This window comes from Flagellimonas sp. L-11, assembly GCF_056857735.1.
On the sequence record NZ_JBSXNR010000027.1, the window covers coordinates 1 to 18035 of the forward strand.

At 42.3% G+C, this 18035-nt stretch carries 14 protein-coding genes and 1 tRNA gene; 3 read left to right on the top strand and 12 right to left on the bottom strand.

Features of this window, described 5'->3' with window-relative positions; translation table 11 throughout:
• On the top strand, positions 1 to 456 hold a 456-nt coding region (locus tag AC13CC_RS02440), incomplete at its 5' end, for a PorP/SprF family type IX secretion system membrane protein (RefSeq protein ID WP_482877155.1).
• Between the two features lie 490 nt (positions 457 to 946).
• Here the strand turns inward: AC13CC_RS02440 and AC13CC_RS02445 are convergent.
• The 5 genes from AC13CC_RS02445 to AC13CC_RS02465 form a co-directional block, all read right to left on the bottom strand.
• Positions 947 to 1023 (bottom strand) — tRNA-Arg (locus AC13CC_RS02445).
• Between the two features lie 104 nt (positions 1024 to 1127).
• On the bottom strand, positions 1128 to 1994 hold the full coding sequence (locus AC13CC_RS02450; protein WP_326279245.1) for a sugar phosphate isomerase/epimerase family protein: 867 nt from the start codon (positions 1992 to 1994) through the stop codon (positions 1128 to 1130).
• 141 nt (positions 1995 to 2135) lie between these two features.
• Positions 2136 to 2690 carry a YceI family protein gene (locus AC13CC_RS02455; RefSeq protein ID WP_326279243.1) on the bottom strand — a complete coding sequence of 185 codons (555 nt, stop codon included), beginning with the start codon at positions 2688 to 2690 and terminating at the stop codon, positions 2136 to 2138.
• 123 nt (positions 2691 to 2813) lie between these two features.
• Positions 2814 to 4076: a hypothetical protein gene (locus AC13CC_RS02460; protein ID WP_326279242.1), complete on the bottom strand. Its 1263-nt coding sequence runs from the start codon at positions 4074 to 4076 to the stop codon at positions 2814 to 2816.
• A gap of 35 nt (positions 4077 to 4111) precedes the next feature.
• Positions 4112 to 4714 carry a YceI family protein gene (locus AC13CC_RS02465; protein WP_326279241.1) on the bottom strand — a complete coding sequence of 201 codons (603 nt, stop codon included), beginning with the start codon at positions 4712 to 4714 and terminating at the stop codon, positions 4112 to 4114.
• Positions 4715 to 5055: 341 nt separating this feature from the next.
• Here AC13CC_RS02465 and ppdK point away from each other — a divergent pair, with 341 nt between their 5' ends.
• Positions 5056 to 7776 carry a pyruvate, phosphate dikinase gene (gene ppdK, locus AC13CC_RS02470; RefSeq protein WP_326279240.1) on the top strand — a complete coding sequence of 907 codons (2721 nt, stop codon included), beginning with the start codon at positions 5056 to 5058 and terminating at the stop codon, positions 7774 to 7776.
• A 132-nt stretch (positions 7777 to 7908) separates the two neighbouring features.
• Positions 7909 to 8790, top strand: coding sequence for a cation diffusion facilitator family transporter (locus AC13CC_RS02475; protein WP_326279239.1), 882 nt, complete (start codon positions 7909 to 7911; stop codon positions 8788 to 8790).
• Between the two features lie 58 nt (positions 8791 to 8848).
• Here AC13CC_RS02475 and AC13CC_RS02480 read toward each other — a convergent pair whose 3' ends face one another.
• The 7 genes from AC13CC_RS02480 to AC13CC_RS02510 form a co-directional block, all read right to left on the bottom strand.
• The gene (locus tag AC13CC_RS02480) at positions 8849 to 10600 is read right to left on the bottom strand and encodes a hypothetical protein (RefSeq protein ID WP_482878234.1); all 1752 of its coding nucleotides are present in this window, start codon (positions 10598 to 10600) and stop codon (positions 8849 to 8851) included.
• The gene (locus AC13CC_RS02485; RefSeq protein ID WP_482877161.1) at positions 10593 to 12821 is read right to left on the bottom strand and encodes a tryptophan-rich sensory protein; all 2229 of its coding nucleotides are present in this window, start codon (positions 12819 to 12821) and stop codon (positions 10593 to 10595) included. The genes AC13CC_RS02480 and AC13CC_RS02485 overlap by 8 nt, the downstream gene beginning before the upstream one ends.
• Positions 12818 to 14089 carry a BatA domain-containing protein gene (locus AC13CC_RS02490; RefSeq protein ID WP_482877162.1) on the bottom strand — a complete coding sequence of 424 codons (1272 nt, stop codon included), beginning with the start codon at positions 14087 to 14089 and terminating at the stop codon, positions 12818 to 12820. Before AC13CC_RS02490 ends, AC13CC_RS02485 begins: the two co-directional genes overlap by 4 nt.
• A complete protein-coding gene (locus tag AC13CC_RS02495) occupies positions 14090 to 14989 on the bottom strand; it encodes a DUF58 domain-containing protein (RefSeq protein ID WP_326279233.1) in 900 nt (299 codons plus the stop codon).
• On the bottom strand, positions 14989 to 15993 hold the full coding sequence (locus AC13CC_RS02500) for an AAA family ATPase (protein ID WP_482877164.1): 1005 nt from the start codon (positions 15991 to 15993) through the stop codon (positions 14989 to 14991). Before AC13CC_RS02500 ends, AC13CC_RS02495 begins: the two co-directional genes overlap by 1 nt.
• Before the next feature lie 10 nt (positions 15994 to 16003).
• Complete coding sequence (locus AC13CC_RS02505; protein ID WP_482877217.1) at positions 16004 to 16624, bottom strand: DUF4159 domain-containing protein; 621 nt, start codon at positions 16622 to 16624, stop codon at positions 16004 to 16006.
• Between the two features lie 92 nt (positions 16625 to 16716).
• Positions 16717 to 18033, bottom strand: a complete 1317-nt coding sequence (locus tag AC13CC_RS02510) for a TldD/PmbA family protein (RefSeq protein WP_482877165.1) — start codon at positions 18031 to 18033, stop codon at positions 16717 to 16719.
• Positions 18034 to 18035 lie beyond the last annotated feature (2 nt).

Sequence of the window (18035 nt, forward strand, 5' to 3'; positions counted from 1 at the left end):
ATGGACTACGATAGCCGTTTCAACCCCAATGTCGGGGCCGGGGTCTATTTGAAGCACGATAGGTATTTTGCATCCCTGTCCGCTCCCAAGCTGCTGACCCCGGATCGCTTGCAGGAACGCGATGGAAATGCCTATTTGGGGACCGACCGCATGCACGCCTACCTCAGCGGGGGGTATACCTTTCTCTTGGGCAAAACCTTGGACCTGAAGACCATGGGGATGTTGCGCTACGTGGATGCCTCCCCCATTTCGGTGGAACTGACCGGCATCCTGGACTTAGGGGAACGCTTTGAGTTCGGGGCCAGCTACAGGTACGATGAAAGCGTCAGCGGGCTGTTCCTCTTCAACATCAGCAACGGCTTCAATCTGGGCTATGCCTATGAGACCTCCATCCAAAACCCCATTGACGGGTTGGACAACAATACCCATGAATTGTTTATGAGATTGAGGATGTAACTGGCTTGGACGGATAACAGAAACCACCGAAAACGGCAAATGTGAACCATCCAATATTTTGTCACAGAGATTTGTACGCTAGGGCTTACCGTTGTTGTGCGGTGCCCATTTTTTCCAACGAGAGTGGTACAACATGCCCGTTTTTACAGATTGAGATAAGGCAGTTTTCATTCCCATCCCCGAATAAAACATCTCTCCATAATTTAAAAAAGAAAATCCAGAGCTAGCAAGCAGCTATTTGTAATATTCTCCTAATGATTTTAGTTTCCTTATACAGAATGTGCTATATCTAATTAAAATGTCTCAAAAAGAAGTCTGATCGTTTCTATGATAGAAGAATGGAACTAATGAATAAAACAATGTAAATGGATTCAATATTTAACAAATAGATTGATATTGAGTTAAATTTTCTTAAAAAACGACGTGTTTGCAAATTGTTTGCAAAAAAATAGGCCTTGGAAAGTAAAACTTTCCAAGGCCCTTTATTTACTGGTGATCGCGGAAGGATTCGAACCTTCGACCGTCTGCTTAGAAGGCAGATGCTCTATCCAGCTGAGCTACGCGACCAAACTTTGCGGGTGCAAAGATACTAATGTAACCGATTGTAAAAAATATTTTTTTAATTTCTTATCACTTTTATGAAAAGACATTCAAAACGGTTACATTAATTTTTACTTAAAACCTATCTCTTTCAAGCCTTTATGGCTAATCTTAATGACTTCCAAAGGTTTCTTGTCCCAGGTCATATCCTGTTCAACAAAGTATTTTATCATTCCAGAAGTTCCTTTTTCTCCCAAAATTCTTTTAAAGTCAATGGTGCCCTCTCCTACGGGTGCAAATTTTCCTTCCTCGTCCATGTCCTTCACGTGCCATAACTTAAATCTTCCTGGATATTCCTCAAAGTAATCGACCGGGTCTGCTCCAGCTCTAGTAACCCAGTATAAGTCCATTTGGAAATTTACATATTTTGGATTGGTATTTTCCAGCAAATAAACTATTGGTTTTACTCCTTCTTCATTGTCCTTGAATTCAAAATCGTGATTGTGGTACAATAGTTTCAATCCAGCTGCTTCACATTTTTCTCCCAATGTTGTGAGAATATCAGCAAACTCTTTCATAGTGCCTTTCATGCCCATGGTTCTGTTCTTTGGATCAAAAGTGAACATGCCCATCGGAGGCACTGGAATCGTGAAATATTCAAATCCCGCGGCCTTGGTGTCAGCAATTTGCTGATCTGCATTATCCAAAGTTACACTACCCATGTGTGCACTTACCGGATCCAGCCCCAAACTCTCCGCGTAGGCTTTAAATGCTTGTGGCTCCATACCATAAAATTTTCCGTCTTTGTAATCAGCCGCTTCAATATAGGCATAACCTGCATCCGCCACCTTTTGTAAAGTAGCCTTTGCATCTTCTCCCATGTTTTCACGCACGGTATATAATGCGAGTCCGCCAAAACTGTCTTGAGCATAAAATGTAATTGAAAATAGTGTAAAGGCGAGGGTAAAAATCCCTTTTAATGATAAAATTCTGTCCATTGGTATTGTTTGTAGTTAATTTCAGTTTCAAATGTGGTACACAAGATACTGATTAAAGGTTTTATGAAATGTGTCAAAAAACAAAAAATCCGTTAGATATATACATTCCAACGGATTTTTTATGCAACAAGTGATCAATAATCAAATCTCACTCAACTGCAATGTTAAATGGACTTTTATTTCATCATCAACCTTAATCATGCCAAGCATTTTCTTTGGGGGTTCCAAGTCAAAATCGCTGAGCTTGAGTTCCAACGTTCCGTTGACACATATATCCTTTGCCTGTTCACAATTAAGTAGTGTCTGGTACTTTCGGGAAACACCGGCAATCTTAATTTCGACACCAACATCCACCATACTTTGATTTGGTGATGGGGGTTCCACATAGAGAAGTTTTAGTCCCACTTGTGGGTGCCGTTCTGTTTTGAGCAATTCCTGAAAGTCTCTATTAATGGCCTTGCCCCCACAATCAAAACAATCGTTGATCAATGTAAGTTCTGCGTTTTTAAAAAGAATTTGCTCGGACTTTTCATCATAGATCAAACGAATGGGCATCTCCAACTCCTGTAAATTATACTTGCAGGTAAAATTATTAACGTTGGTGGTACCGGCAATCACAACCTCACTCTCTGGCTCTACCCTTACTTTGGTTTCCCGTTCCGGGTCGTTAAAGTTGAACCAGGATATAAAAAACAATCCTAACAACAGGGTTTTTGTGATATGTGGGATTGAGGTCAACATGAAACCTAAATATAATGATTTTAAGATGTAAGACCTAGGGCATTGCTGTCCTAGGCCTTGTTAAAGATCAATGATGGTCTAGAAACTGATTACAGCTTCCAATAAAACCCCTTTAAACTCACCATCGTGGAAGATACTTGTGGTATCGTATCCATCATATTGTTGGTTTACATACTCTATTTTGGCCAAAATGTTCTTGGTCAAGAATATACCACCTCCAAGTTGGAATCTATCTATCGTTACTTCCGATCCTGATGGGTCGTCTGAATTTACAGTATTGTATCGAGTTCCCAAGTAGAAATTTTCATTGTTGCCGAATCGGTAGATCAACTCACCTGCCAATTGCGTAGCATTTCTATCATCGGTTTCAGCATCAGTTTTTCCAGAAGCACTTTCAAAGGTTCCAAAAAACTCCAATCCTTTATATTTTACAAACGGGTTGATCATAAAGGCAGTGATTTCGTTGTTGAAACCTGGATTGTATCTGCCCGATCTAAAATTGCCCGATGTAGAAGCGTCAACATCCTCCATCACCAAATAGTATCTAGACCCTGCCCTATCGGCACTATAAAGATATGTTCTGGCGGATTTGTTTGTGCTGTACATGGAACCGGTAAACCTAAGTCTCAAATCCTCGGTCACTTGACTATCGTATCCCAATTTGGCCAATATTGAGGCTCCTGTGGTTTCTGGATTGTTCACTGCTTGGTTCAATTTACCGTTGGAAAGCCCGAACATACCTATGAATCCATTTTTTTGGAAGTAAACTTCTCCACCAACCTCTGTGGTAAACGCATCCATGATCAAGTTACCAACAAATGGGTTGTGCATGGCTTGCGAGTTGTCGGTTCTCCTAAAATGGGCATCACCATAGTTGTTTTCCATGTGTCCCACTTTTATGGTCAGGTACTTCATGGCTTCTTCCAAAAGTCCAGGGCTAATGAAATCCAAGTTGTCCACTTGGAAATACCCTCCCTTTACATAAGGTTCTGGGTGGTGACGGGATGACAAGTAAGTTCTCAAGTGCATTCTCACACCTTTGGCCAAGGCCACATCCAAATCCAAGTTTGCGGTTGCCAGGTTAAAGTTGTCCCCTATCGGGATAAGCTCTACGGCCCCCGAGTTTTCATGATCTACTGCTTGGAACTGTAAAGTAGATGATCCACCCACTCTTACTTTTACCCCATCAAAGGTACTTACAGTATCTTTTGGAGCTTCAAAAACATTTACTCCATTTTTGTCCGGCGAGCGGAAATTGTCCAGTTGACGATTTTGGGAATATCCCATAAGCCCTACAAGAAATGCAGCGCCCAATAATCCGAATTTTGTGTATTTTTTCATTACGTTAAATTTATTAGTTGAGTATTACGATTTAGTTATTTCCAAACGGTGTTAAAGAGAACCTCGATCTCATCACCTGTGGTAATGGTACCCAAAAGTGCCTTGGGGGGTTCTATGTTGTAATCTGTCATTTTTAAAGGTTTCTTGCCTTCGAGCAGCACCCTATCATCCTTAATCGTTAGATTAAAGGGCAAATCAATGGTATTGGTGCTTCCCGCAATGGTAAGGTTGCCCGTGGCGACCACCTTGTATCTATCAGAGGTAGCGGTGATCGGGGAAACACTTTTCACACTTTTCAACTCAAATACAATTTGTTTGTATTTTTTGGTTTCGAGTGCTTTGTAAGTATTCTTGTCCATGGCTCCCTTTCCACTCTTTAGGCTCTCGGCTTCAACCGTAAACTTTAAAGCGTTGATTTTTGGAAGCTCTCCTGTATTGTCCAATGTAATTGAACCTGATTTTTGTTCTGCCACCTCTTCCCAATCATGAAGGGTCGAAGTTCCTGTTACCATAACTTCCCCTTCAGCATTGTTGAGCTTAAAGTTTTGTGCGGAAAGTGCAAGTGGTACAAGGGCAAATGTTATCCAAAGGATTGCTGCTTTTAAAAGCGACTGTCGGTGTGTTGTATGGTATTGCATAGTTCTTGTTTTTTGTTGGGTCAAAGATCCTTTACGGAAAATTCTTAAAAGATGATATTTGTCAGTTTTTTCCTAAACACCTGATTTTTAACATTTAACCATCAAATATTTTTTTCATACGTTGGCTTTTTCTCATGTACCAATATCATTTGTTCCAAGTTTTTTTAAAAAATCTACTTGCTATCCATCGTACTTAATCAATCACTTTTTAAAAAGACAAAATCAAGGTTTAAACAGCTGTAAGGGGTAAAACCCTGATTTTTATCATGTTCTGAAGATCAAGAAGCAGCTAATTTTACATATGGATTTTAGCATTTATCAATCTCTTAATAGATAAAAAGATGGAAACACTCACAGCAAACCAACTCAGCGTATATTCCTTCGGTAACAAAAAGGCTGATGGCGGTCGCGATATGAAGGAACTGCTCGGTGGCAAAGGGGCCAACTTGGCCGAAATGAGCCGTATCGGTATTCCTGTACCTCCCGGTTTTACTATAACAACAGAAGTTTGTACGCAATACAACGAAGAGGGCAAAGACGCCGTAATAAATCGTATTGAACCCGAGGTTCGGGCTGCCATAACCCGTATTGAGGAAACCATGGGAACCATTTTTGGCGATGATGAAAACCCACTATTGATTTCAGTACGTTCCGGGGCAAGGGTCTCCATGCCCGGCATGATGGATACCGTCCTCAACCTGGGTCTGAATGATGAATCCATTAAAGGTGTCATTAAAATGACGGGCAACGAGCGATTTGCCTGGGATTCCTACCGTCGTTTCATTCAAATGTACAGTAGCGTGGTAATGGGTCTCAAACCAGAATCCAAGGACGACCTTGACCCCTTTGAAGAAATCATAGATCATTTAAAGGACAAGCGAAGAATTGAGCAGGACACCCAGTTTACCGTTCAAGACCTTCAGGATTTAGTGTATGACTTTAAGGAAATCGTAAAAAAAAGAACGGGGAAACCCTTCCCGACCAATCCATGGGACCAGCTTTGGGGTGCCATTACCGCGGTATTCGATAGCTGGAACGGCGACCGCGCCCTCTATTATCGAAAAATGCACGGTTATCCCGAAGATTGGGGCACCGCTGTAAATGTGCAGGCCATGGTCTTCGGTAACATGGGGGAGGATTCCGGAACCGGGGTTTGCTTTACCAGGGATGCCGGAACCGGTGAAAATGTGTTCAATGGGGAATACCTTATTAACGCACAAGGGGAAGATGTGGTTGCCGGAGTTCGTACCCCTCAGCAAATTACATTGTTGGGATCACAACGTTGGGCCAAACTGGCTCAAATAGATGAGGAAGAACGCAAGGAAAGCTATCCATCTTTGGAAGAGTTGATGCCCAACATTTATAAGGAACTGTTCGAATACCAGAACAAACTGGAAACGCATTACCAAGACATGCAGGACATGGAATTTACCATTCAACAGGGTAAACTCTGGATTTTGCAGACCCGTAATGGTAAGCGTACCGGTGCCGCCATGGTAAAAATCGCCATGGACTTGCTCAAAGAAGGGCTGATCGATGAAAAAAAAGCCCTATTGCGCATAGAGCCCAACAAACTAAACGAACTTTTACATCCTGTCTTTGATCCCAAAGCCTTGGAAGAAGCCGAAGTAATTGCACAAGGTTTGCCGGCATCACCGGGTGCGGCTACCGGTCAGATCGTTTTCTTTGCCGATGAGGCCGATAAGTTTAAAAACAGTATTCTAGTGCGAGTGGAAACCTCTCCAGAAGATGTAGAGGGAATGAACATTGCCAAGGCGATTGTTACTGCCCGCGGAGGAATGACATCGCATGCCGCGGTTGTGGCCAGAGGTATAGGTAAATGCTGTGTTTCCGGGGCCGGCGCTTTAAAGATCAACTACAAAACCCGAACCCTTAAAGTTAATGGCCATGAGTACCATGAAGGGGATTGGATTTCCATCAATGGCTCAACAGGTAACATTTTGGAAGGTAAGGTTGGCACCAAGGAACCGGAATTGAGTGGCGAATTTGCAGAGTTGATGGAACTATCCGATAACTACGCCACCATGGAGGTAAGAACAAATGCCGATACTCCAAAGGATGCTCTGATAGCACGTAATTTTGGGGCAAAAGGCATTGGTTTGACCCGTACCGAGCACATGTTCTTTGAGGTGGACCGCATCAAAGCTATGCGGGAAATGATTTTGGCCGATACCGTAAAAGGCCGTAAACAGGCATTAAAGGAGCTTCTTCCCATGCAGCGAAACGACTTTGAAGGAATTTTTAGGGCCATGGAAGGACTCCCTGTAACAATTAGGCTACTGGACCCACCTTTGCATGAATTCGTACCCCACCAATTGGCCACCCAAAAAGAGTTGGCCGAAGAGCTGCATATTTCTTTGGCCGCCGTAAAAAGTAAAGTGGCCGAACTGGAAGAGTTCAACCCGATGATGGGACACCGTGGATGCAGATTGGGGAACACCTATCCCGAAATCACCGAAATGCAGACACAGGCCATTTTGGAAGCTGTGCTCAGTGTAAAAAAAGATGGTATCCATGTAAAACCTGAAATAATGGTTCCATTGGTAGGAACCGTTGAAGAGTTTGTGCAACAAAAAGCAATTATTGATGCGACTGCCCAAGAGGTCTTTAAAAAACGCAAGGACACCGTGGAGTATTCCGTAGGTACCATGATGGAAATCCCAAGGGCCATATTGATAGCCGATAAAATTGCAGAAAATGCGGATTTCTTCTCTTTCGGAACCAACGACCTTACCCAAATGACCTTTGGATATTCCCGGGACGATTCAGGGAAATTCTTACCTACCTACCTTGAAAAAGGCATCTTGAAAGCGGACCCTTTTGAGGTATTGGACCAAGAAGGTGTGGGTAGATTAGTGGAATTGGGCACCAAACGAGGTCGTGAAACACAATCCAACCTTAAAGTTGGCATCTGTGGGGAACATGGAGGGGAACCAAGTTCCATAGCCTTCTTCCAAAAAGTAGGGATGAACTATGTAAGCTGTTCTCCATTTAGAGTTCCTATTGCTAGGGTGGCAGCTGCACAAGCTGCAATATCATAATTGTTAAGTACACCTGATCATTCTGTTTTATTTAGAATCCCCGACCTTAAAACTTATCAAGTGTCGGGGATTTTTTTGACCACAGCTTTAATCTGTATTCACGATCTTAGCAGCATCTGACCGAAAAATGATATGAGCAACGAAAAAACCGCCATACGAACTACTTATTTTAGTATTTTTGGTAATATAGGGTTGGCCTTGATAAAAGGTTTGGCCGGATATTTTGGGAATTCCTATGCGCTAATTGCTGACGCCATAGAATCCACCACCGATATTTTTTCGTCCTTTTTGGTTTTGCTCGGCTTCAAATATGCCGAAAAACCACCAGATGAGAACCATCCTTACGGGCATGGAAAAATAGAACCCCTGGTCACATTTATTGTTGTTGCTTTTTTGGTAACATCCGCAACAATCATTGCATACGAAAGTATCCAGCATATTCAAACCCCGCACAAAGTTCCAGAACCTTGGACGTTGATTGTTTTGGGCGGTATTATTCTTTGGAAGGAAATTTCATTTCAAGTAGTCATCAGAAAAAGTAAACAAACCCAAAGTTCCTCGTTGCGGGCAGATGCCTGGCACCATAGGAGCGATGCGATAACCTCCGTAATGGCATTTTTGGGGATTTCCATTGCGCTTCTATTTGGCGAGGGCTATGAAACAGCAGATGATTGGGCCGCCCTTCTGGCATCAGTCTTTATCCTTTACAATAGTTATTTGATATTTCGTCCCGCACTCGGTGAGATCATGGACGAGCACCAATATGATGAACTAATTTTAGAGATCCGGAAAAAATCTTCGCAAGTAGATGGAGTTTTAGGAACCGAAAAATGTTTTATCCGCAAGTCCGGGATGAGATACCATGTAGATCTTCATGCTATTGTAGATGGGAGAATTTCTGTGGAAAAAGGCCATTGGATCGCTCATAATCTAAAAGATTATTTACGAAAAGAAATTCCCAATCTAGGACATGTACTCATCCATATTGAGCCAAATGAATATACTTATAAATAGAAATTATACTAAGTACAACCTTGTTCTTGCAACCACCTTGAATGTAGCTTTAAAAACCCTAGTTAAACAGCTTAGGCTCCAACCATAACCAACCCAAACACAAAAGAAGCACACCATAAAACCATACTGATGAAATTGGTCTCAAGGCTTTTTTTGATGTTGAAACAGAAGTGCTAAAATTGTTTTGAGTGCCAAATTCGCGAAGGTTGGCTTCCAAGGTTTCTGACCTTGTAACATATCCACGTTGGTCTTCATCAAAAACGTAGTATGAATAATGAGCTATGGTATCTTTGGAAACCTCAAGTTGGTTCCATCCCCTTTTTCGCGGATATGCAATTCCGGTCCATTTATTGGACACCAAACCATCTTGAAGCAAGGGAATATATGCCCCTTCATCGGTTTTGACCTCAAAACTGTTTAACGAGGTTCGCAATTCAAACTCGAAAGGTTCGTCTGGTCTTGGGGTTTGGGTTACAGCTTTCCATTCCACTACCGTATGCTGTTCCCTTACTATTTCATCAAGAATTTGAGTCCAGATACGGGCATAAAGCTCCTCCTTTCCATCCAAAACCAACTGATAGGTGTTTTGAAGCACCGTAGTGCCCATTTTACCTTTTTCCACGGGAACAGAGGTCGCTACCGCCAAAGAGTCCACCAAAATTTCTTGTGCCGGAACATCCTGTTGAAAATTATACGGATATTTTTGAAGGGTTTGCGCTGGTTCACCCAAAGAAATCTCAGTAATAAAATCACGATTGAACCGCAATGGCAAGTGATTTACGGAAAGCCGGAACAAACTTTCACTGGGTTGGACAAAAATACCAAGTCCATTACTTTTGGCAACCTTCTCCATTGCCGCTTTTGAGGCACTTCCAAGCCCCGTGTAGGAGTCTGTATCAATGATTAAAAGGTCAAAATCTTTCAAATGCTCCTCGGTAAAACCATAAATGGGATTCGATGCCCCATTAAAATATTCAAACTTGTATTTACCTTTGGTAAGCTGTGTCCGAGCCAGCACCTCATGTCCATTCTCTGTCAAGAAATTTTTAAGGTATTTCGTCTCAAAAGTGGGAAACGTATTGACCATCAAAATCTTTAAGGGCTTCCCCTCCACTATTTGAACGGGCAGTGGCTCATCGGATAATATGCCTTTGTCATTTTTCTCCAAAAGATGGTAAACAAACTGTCCGCTTGCTTTAGGATTGGCCTTAAGTGTTACTCGCTGCCCCTTCGCTTCTCTTAAAAGCACTGAATCCAAGGGATTGCCCCCATTATCGGTCAAAATGGCCCAATGCCCCTCTTTTGGTTGGGAATATTTGGCATTAACGGATAAAACTTCGCCCAGTGGAATTTCGGTTTTATACGAAATATCCGTCCATCCTGCCACCGCTTCACCGCCCAAAAAGGCAACGTATTCATCCTTCACCTGCCAAAAATCAAAAGGTGCCAAACCATGACCAAGAACAAACAAAGAGTCCACATCTTCCACAATGGACAATGTTCTTCCTTTGGAATACGCTTCGGTTTGTATGCGTTTGTAAATTGATTTTAAACTATCCAACTGAGTAGGTCGATATCCTTCGGTCAAAACAACGCCTTTTCCGTTGGTTGATTTTTGCCAAGTACTCGGCTTCAGTACGATCATCGCCAATGAGGCAATCGCCAAAAACGCTGTAATCAATTTTACCCAAAACCTTTGCTCTTTTCGTTGCGACCATTCTTTCAAGATAAAAACCGCCCATAGTACCAGACCGATCAAAATCACGGGCCACAAAAGATTTTGGTTCATAAACATCGCCCCATCACTCATAAACTCCCAATTCCTTTAGATACAATAGATTGATTTCGTCTTGGTATTCGGCCCTTTTCATCGGATTGTCCGCTACCTCGGGAAGTACTTCCAATAGGTTTTTTTGAACCGCTTTAAAGTTTTCTTTGTTTCTATTTGCAACTTTTTCAAGATCTCGTAAACCCTGAAGTACTTTTAAATATTTGAGCGGTTCGGAAATTGCTTTTGGCGCCAGTTCATTTCCTGCGTCAATAAAAAGGGCACTATCGCGGTCATCAAACTGCTTTTCACCTAAAATCAAACGTTCCAAACGAGCAATGGTTTCCCTCGTTGAAGTAAAGGGCATTTGATATTCAAACGCTTCCTTTTTATCAAAATTGGTAATATCCCCAATATCCCCGCTCAACCTACTTTCCTCTTTAATGGGCGGTGGGTCAAAACCGATGCGATGCACATAAATTCGCGCACTGTTTTTTATGTCTTGAATTATTTTAAGGGCGTCATATTGGTACGGCAATGATTTTTCAGGTTCGTAAAGTCGTAAATGGAGTTCAGCATCCCACATAATGTTCAACGCATCCCGAAGCTTTGCCTTCAATGATTTTTCGAACAGGGTCGACGCTTCCGGGTCCGAATGGTTGTGCAAATAATCGTGCAGGGGGTCTTCCTCTTCTTCCCCATTCTCGTGACCGTGTTCTTGCTCCTGGACCAAATTGTGTTCGTTATCGCTATCGTGCCTGTGACTGTATTCATCCAAAAGGTCTTCGCCTTCCTCACCCGCATGGCCATCTCCTTCTGCTTCAGTTGAAGAAACTTGCCCTGGTGCTGCTTGCATTTCGGTCTCATCTCCCATAAACTGTCCATACTTTAAACGCAATTGTTTTTGATCAAAACCTAATTCGTTGCTCCTAGACTTGAAATCTTTTTCAGAAGTATTTGGTTTGTCCGCAATGAGTTTTTCTGTATCGATGATCAATTGGCGTTGGCTCCTAAAATAGTCGGGCATTAAATCCACGCCCAAGTTCCCCTCTACCACAAAAGCATCGGATACCGTATCTCGGATTACAGCGAAATAGGTCTCGCTACGTCCAATGTTCTGTGTTGGTGTTTTTTGATCCAGCGCCTCCACATAAAAATAGAGTTCATCCCCCGGGTCCATTTTAAGGGCATCCAAATCCAAAGCTTGCTGTAATTGGGTTCGTTTATTCCCTTTGGGAATAGCCGCATCAAAACGGACGGTTTCCTCTCGAAATTTAACCGATTCACCAGAGCCTTTGCTCACTGTTGCAATAATGTAGGTATCATCAATTCCAAAATCATCAGAAATGTTGGTGTTGAGCATCAAACGTTTATCATCATCAAACTCAAAATAGGTATAGTTGTCCAAGCCTTCAATTTGAACCATTGGTGGTTCATCGGTCACCATTTCCATGGAATACAAATCGCTTACGTAGTCATTCCCACTATCATCTTTAAAAGTGAAACTGTAAAAGCCTGAAGCCTCTAGTTTTTTGGTCAATCGATATGATTCTTGTGTTTTTGTAAAACCGATGCGCTCGCCCATCAAATCCATCTCCACCTCTTGCACATCACCATCGAATTCAAGATTCCAGGTGACTCTTGAACCTTCCACAGCTTTAATGTTGGGAGCCGAAGTGTTCAACGTCCTTTTTCTTGTATATGCTGGATATGCAATCGTGATATTGGTCGCTATCAATTCTGGGATTTCAGCAGTAGTGGACAAAGTATCTTTCGGAGCAAAAGTGATTTGTTCGGTATTTGATGAATCTCCTCCCGATGGATTTCCAAACTTGGTCAGTACAAATCTGCCGGCAAGTCCCAACAGTATCAATCCAAACATCACAAGAGCCGCCTTTAATAGGTTGTGGGGCGGTCTCAATTTGGACAAAACAGGTTCCAATTGCGTGGCCACCCGATATTGCTGCAATTTGGACAGATCGGAAAGTTCATGGGTTGGTGACAATAATAGTCCACTACTAAATCCCGCTTCGGGTAAGTGCGCATCAATATAGCCTACGGCATTTTCCGAACTTATTTTCCAAGGTTTTAAAATCCAAAAGGCAATTCCCGATGCCATTAGCAAACCAAGAATTCCATAGAAAATATTATGGGTCAACAGGTACACAAAACCACCAAATCCAACAGCATAGAGCAATCCTTCCACATATTTGAATTGCTGCCATCGTTTCTGAAATTGTTCTATCGCCCCTGCTCCCATCATTGTTTTTTATAGTTTGATAGCAAACGTTCAACGATCATTAGCATAGCCAGAAAGCAGAATACCCAGAGGGAAATATCAAGTAAAGTTGCCCGTTCCCTTTTTCGTTTTGGTTCCACATAATTGGGTTTAAGTTCAGCTTCGTCCAATTGTCTTGCATCCACATTGGTTACCACAGCTTTTAAATCATTATCCAGCCCTAAAATGGTGAGTAACTGTTCGGGCAAGTGTTGGTCGACCGTGTTTTTGGGGTTCAATCTTGATGTTAGATAAAATAAGTTTTCCCGAGGGGATAATTCAATCAATTGTTTTGCCAAAGGATTTTCTTGATACACCAACCATTTACCCTCTAAATTATACTTAGGTTCATTGCTCAACCAAATGTTCAAATTAGCTTGATCACTCGTCGGTTCATCTTCTTTGTGAACAACAATTTCACGCTTCAAAAATGCCGATAATGCCCTAAAAGACGCCTCCATATATTTTCCTTCGCGTTCAAAATCGTCCGCCACATACAAATTGATTTGAATTGTATCCAATGTATTTAAGGGAACGGTGATAGGTTCATCGGAAAGTAAACGGAGGCTATCGTTGGTGATTTCAAAGCCCTCCTCCAATGCTTCTTTATTGAATTTGGTCGCTCTACCACTGCTTGAAACGGTTATCAATTCAACTCCTGATTCACGATTAAAAGCCAATAAGGGTCTATCTTTAGCTTCTTCTGATTCCATAACCACCCAATGGATTTTCTTTTGGGTATTGGGCCGCATCGATTTGATTCCTTTGACCAGTGCTTTTGTGAAAACCACAATACTATCCGAACGCAACGAATCCATTTTTTGAACCAATTGCCAATAGTTGGGCTGTTCCTTGTCCGATTGATAATCGGCATCAACTTCCCACTCAGGAAATCCATTTTTCAAAAGAAAAACAGGGGAATCCTCTTGTAAGCTATCCAAAACAGAGCTGATGGATGCTTCATTGGCAATAGACGATTCCACCAGATAGGTTATTTGTTTTTGATTGCCTTTGGTGCGCCATTGTGGGCCTGCCATCAATAAAACAATCAAAGCTATAATCAACATTCGTAACAATAGCAACAACCATTCGTTCAATTGAATACTACTGGATTGCCGCGAATTGGATTCGTCCAACAACTGGATACTTCCAATTTTTATGGTCTTCGCCTCCTTTTTACTCCACAAATGGATAGCCAAGGGAACCAAAAGTCCCAAAAGTGCCCAGAGATATGACGGATTCGCAAAAACCATTTACACTAATCGTATTCGTTCTTTTAAAAATAATTGTAATGCATCGCCCAAGTCATTGTCCATTCTAAACAGATGATAATATACTCCTTGGGATAGCAATTGTTCTTTGGTTTGATTTACTTTTTCGTCCAAAGCTTTTAAATAGGCTGTTTTGGCCTTGTTTACATCCACTTTGACCTTGGCTCCAGTTTCCAAATCTTCAAAAGTGACGGACTTTTTATAATCAAAATCCATTTCTTTTCCAGACATAATTTGAAGAACAACGACCTCATTTTTGGCAGTCTTCAGGCTTTTTACAAAATCGGACAGTTCGGAAACATCTTCGTACATATCCGTCAGGAAAAATACCAACTCCTTTTCTCCCCTATTGTGGATTCTTCTCGATGCAATGGAGAGTTCGGGCCATTTCCCCTTGGTGGAAATCCTCAACAACTCCAACAGCAAACGGTTGAAATGTTTCTTATCCGCTTTGGGGTAGATACTCACAAAATCATCTTCATTGAGTGCAAAAAGCCCTACGGAATCGCCTTGTTTTTGAGCCATATGTGACAAACAAGCAACCATTATCCGAGCAAATTCCAATTTGGAAATGCCATCTTCTTTGTGATCCATGGAAGCACTTGCATCCACGATAAATTTCACGGTAACGTGACTTTCCACTTCGGATTGTTTGATGTAATAGCGACCTGAACGGGCCAACATCTTCCAATCTAGCAATCGTAGGTCGTCCCCAGGTTCATAACCACGGTATTGACTGAATTCCATTCCGGGCCCCACACTTTTGCTCCGGTTCAGACCGGAAGTGTATCCTTCCACCACAATACGCGAGATCAGGCTAAGGCCCGATACGGTATTGATGACTTCAGGTTTTAAAAGGTCGTGGTAGTCCCTTGATGCCATTATTTATCCCTTAATTGAACTGCTTTCAGTATTTCTTTTGTGACCATATCCGAGGTGATTCCTTCGGCATCGGCCCTAAAGTTTACGAGTACCCTGTGCCGCAATACAGGTAAGACTACTTTTTGTAAATCTTCCAGCGTAACGGCCAATCTACCTTCCAAAAGTGCATTCGCCTTCGCGGTCAAAATCATTGCCTGACCTGCACGTGGGCCTGCGCCCCAATCCACCCACTGTTTCACGTAGTCCACGGAAGTCGTATCGGGTCGTGTGGCACGGATTACATCACTTACATATTGAATCAACCCATCGCTGATAGAAACTTCTCGAACCAGTTGTTGCAATCTCACGATATCGTCTCCTGACAATACCTTATTCAATTGGGCTTTTTTGGTTCCCGTAGTGGCCTTTAAAATTTGTGTTTCTTCTTCGTCCGTTGGATATCCTATTTTGATGTACAACAAGAATCTATCCTGCTGTGCTTCCGGCAACACAAAAGTTCCCGATTGTTCAATGGGGTTTTGTGTAGCCAAAATGAAAAATGGCTTGTCCAAGGAATACGTTTTGTCCCCATAAGTCACCTCGAACTCCTGCATGGCCTCCAAAAGTGCCGCCTGCGTTTTTGGTGGTGTTCGGTTGATCTCATCCGCCAAAATGATGTTAGAGAAGATGGGTCCTTTGTTAAATTTGAAGAACTTTTTGCCCGTGCTATGGTCCTCTTCCAAAATTTCTGTTCCGATAATATCCGATGGCATTAAATCGGGGGTAAACTGTATCCGTTTAAACTTTAAGTCGATGGCGTTGGAGAGCGTTCGGATCATCAATGTTTTAGCAAGTCCTGGCACACCTTCGAGCAAGGCGTGGCCGCCTGCAAGAAATGTGATGAGCAATTGGGAAACGGTCTCTTCTTGACCAATAATTACTTTGCCGATTTCTTTTTTAAGGGCGGTCAGCTTTTCCGAAAGCCCTTCTACTTCACTTGCAATCTGTTGTAGTTCTTTATCCAAATTAGTATCGTTAAGAGGTTAAAGCATATAGTACAATATTCACCCCAAATCGGGTATTGTCTATTTTGTACCAGCGTTTGTTTCTAAAATCGTAATCCCATTCGCAGCCATAGTCCTTGTTGCTGTATAGCACACCGATCCTTCCATTTATTATGATGGCCTTAAGGTAATCGTGCACTAGGTCATCTCCCCAACCATTAAGTTCTTGGGATGTGGTGGGAGGGCCATCATCAAACTCAAAGAAAATGGTATAGATTTCGTGGTCATTGGGAATTTTTCGAAGTTCACCCGGACCGAATATTTCTTCCATTTGGCGTTCGAACGATTTGGCAAAAAGACCATCAATATCGTGGTTACAGTCATCAGCAAAAACAAAACCACCGTTGCGCACGTATTTTTCAAAATTTTCGCGTTCCTTTTTGGTAAACTGGACCAATTTATGGCCCGAGATATAACAGAATGGGCTTTTAAAAATATCGTCGCTGGCAAGGGTGATAATCTTCTCCTGAGTATCCACCTTTAAGGTGGTGTACTCGACCAGGGAATTCAGTAAATTGGAGGGCATACGCTGATCCACATCCCAATCCCCTGACTCATACTGCAATCGTGTAAAAAAGAATTCGTTGTCCAATGCCATTTAGGTGGTAGGCTAAAATCGTTGCCAAAATAAAAAACTGGCGGTCAAGGATAACCTGACCACCAGTTTGTTTTAATTCTTAGTAATTATACCGCATCCGAAAGACTGGTGAACGTAAAGTCACGAATCTTCATATAAGGTATTAAGTTTCCATCGACACGTACTTGTTGCCCAAGGGATTCCAAATTATTCAACATAATAATCGGGCTCTCGTTGAACCTAAAATTTTTGACAGGAAACTTGATTTCCCCGTTTTCAATATAAAAAGTACCGTCCCTGGTCAAACCAGTGTACAATAAGGTCTGTGGGTCCACACTTCTAATGTACCAAAAACGAGTCACCAAAATACCCTTTTTGGTGCCCTTGATCATATCCTCAAGGCTTTCGTCCCCACCTTCCATTATTCCATTACTTGGGAATGGCACGGGGTCTACGCCTTGCTTTTCTGCCCAGTAACGGCTGTAGGCCAGGTTCTTCACCACACCATTTTCTATCCAACTGGTTTTCTTTAAAGGTTGCCCTGCTCCGTTCCAAGTGGAGGTCGGTACATCGGGATGTAAGGGATCTGACCAAATATTAACACGTTCGTCCACTATTTTTTGCCCAATTTTATTACCCCCTTCTTTTGCGGACATAAAACTTCTACCCTCATCGGCAGATCGTGCATCAAAAGATCGGAACATATTTTCCAATAGGCCAATCGATGCTGCCGGTTCCAAAATTACCGTGTACTTTCCAGGTTCTATGGCTTGGGCTTCTCTGGACATTACTGCTTTGTCTATCGCCGTTTTTGATGCTTCGTCCGCATCAAACTTGGAGATGTCGTTGTAATCCCTGGTCACCCAGCCTGATCCTGTACCGTCGTTGGTACGCATGGTTACTGTAAAGTCCACATCGGTAGATTGATTGTAAGCAAACAGTCCGTTGGAATTGATCATGGCCGAAAACTGGGCAGAATCGTCCAAGAAACCTGCTGCGGTCACATCTTTGGCCGCTGCGGGAACAATGCTTTTATTGGCGACCTCTGCCCTGAACTCTGGTGTTACATTGGCGGTAGCTTCCTTATATGTAATCGCTTCATCATATTCCTGTGGTCCCAAAGGAGACATAAACTCAGGGTTTTCCGGTGACAATCGGGCCAATTCTTCAGCCCTTCTCACCACTTTTTCCAACGATGCATCATCAAACTCATCGATGGTGGCTGTACCTACTTTTTTACCAAAACTTGATTGTACCGCCAAACTTTGTGTTGATCTATATCCTGCAGTGGATACGGTATTTCTTGCATATCGGATATTACCGCTGTTACTTCCACTTAGGTTTATTTCGCAGGCATCGGCCTTGGAAAAACTCAACGCCTTTTCCAAAATCTTTTTTGCTTCTTCTTTTGTATATATAGCCATTG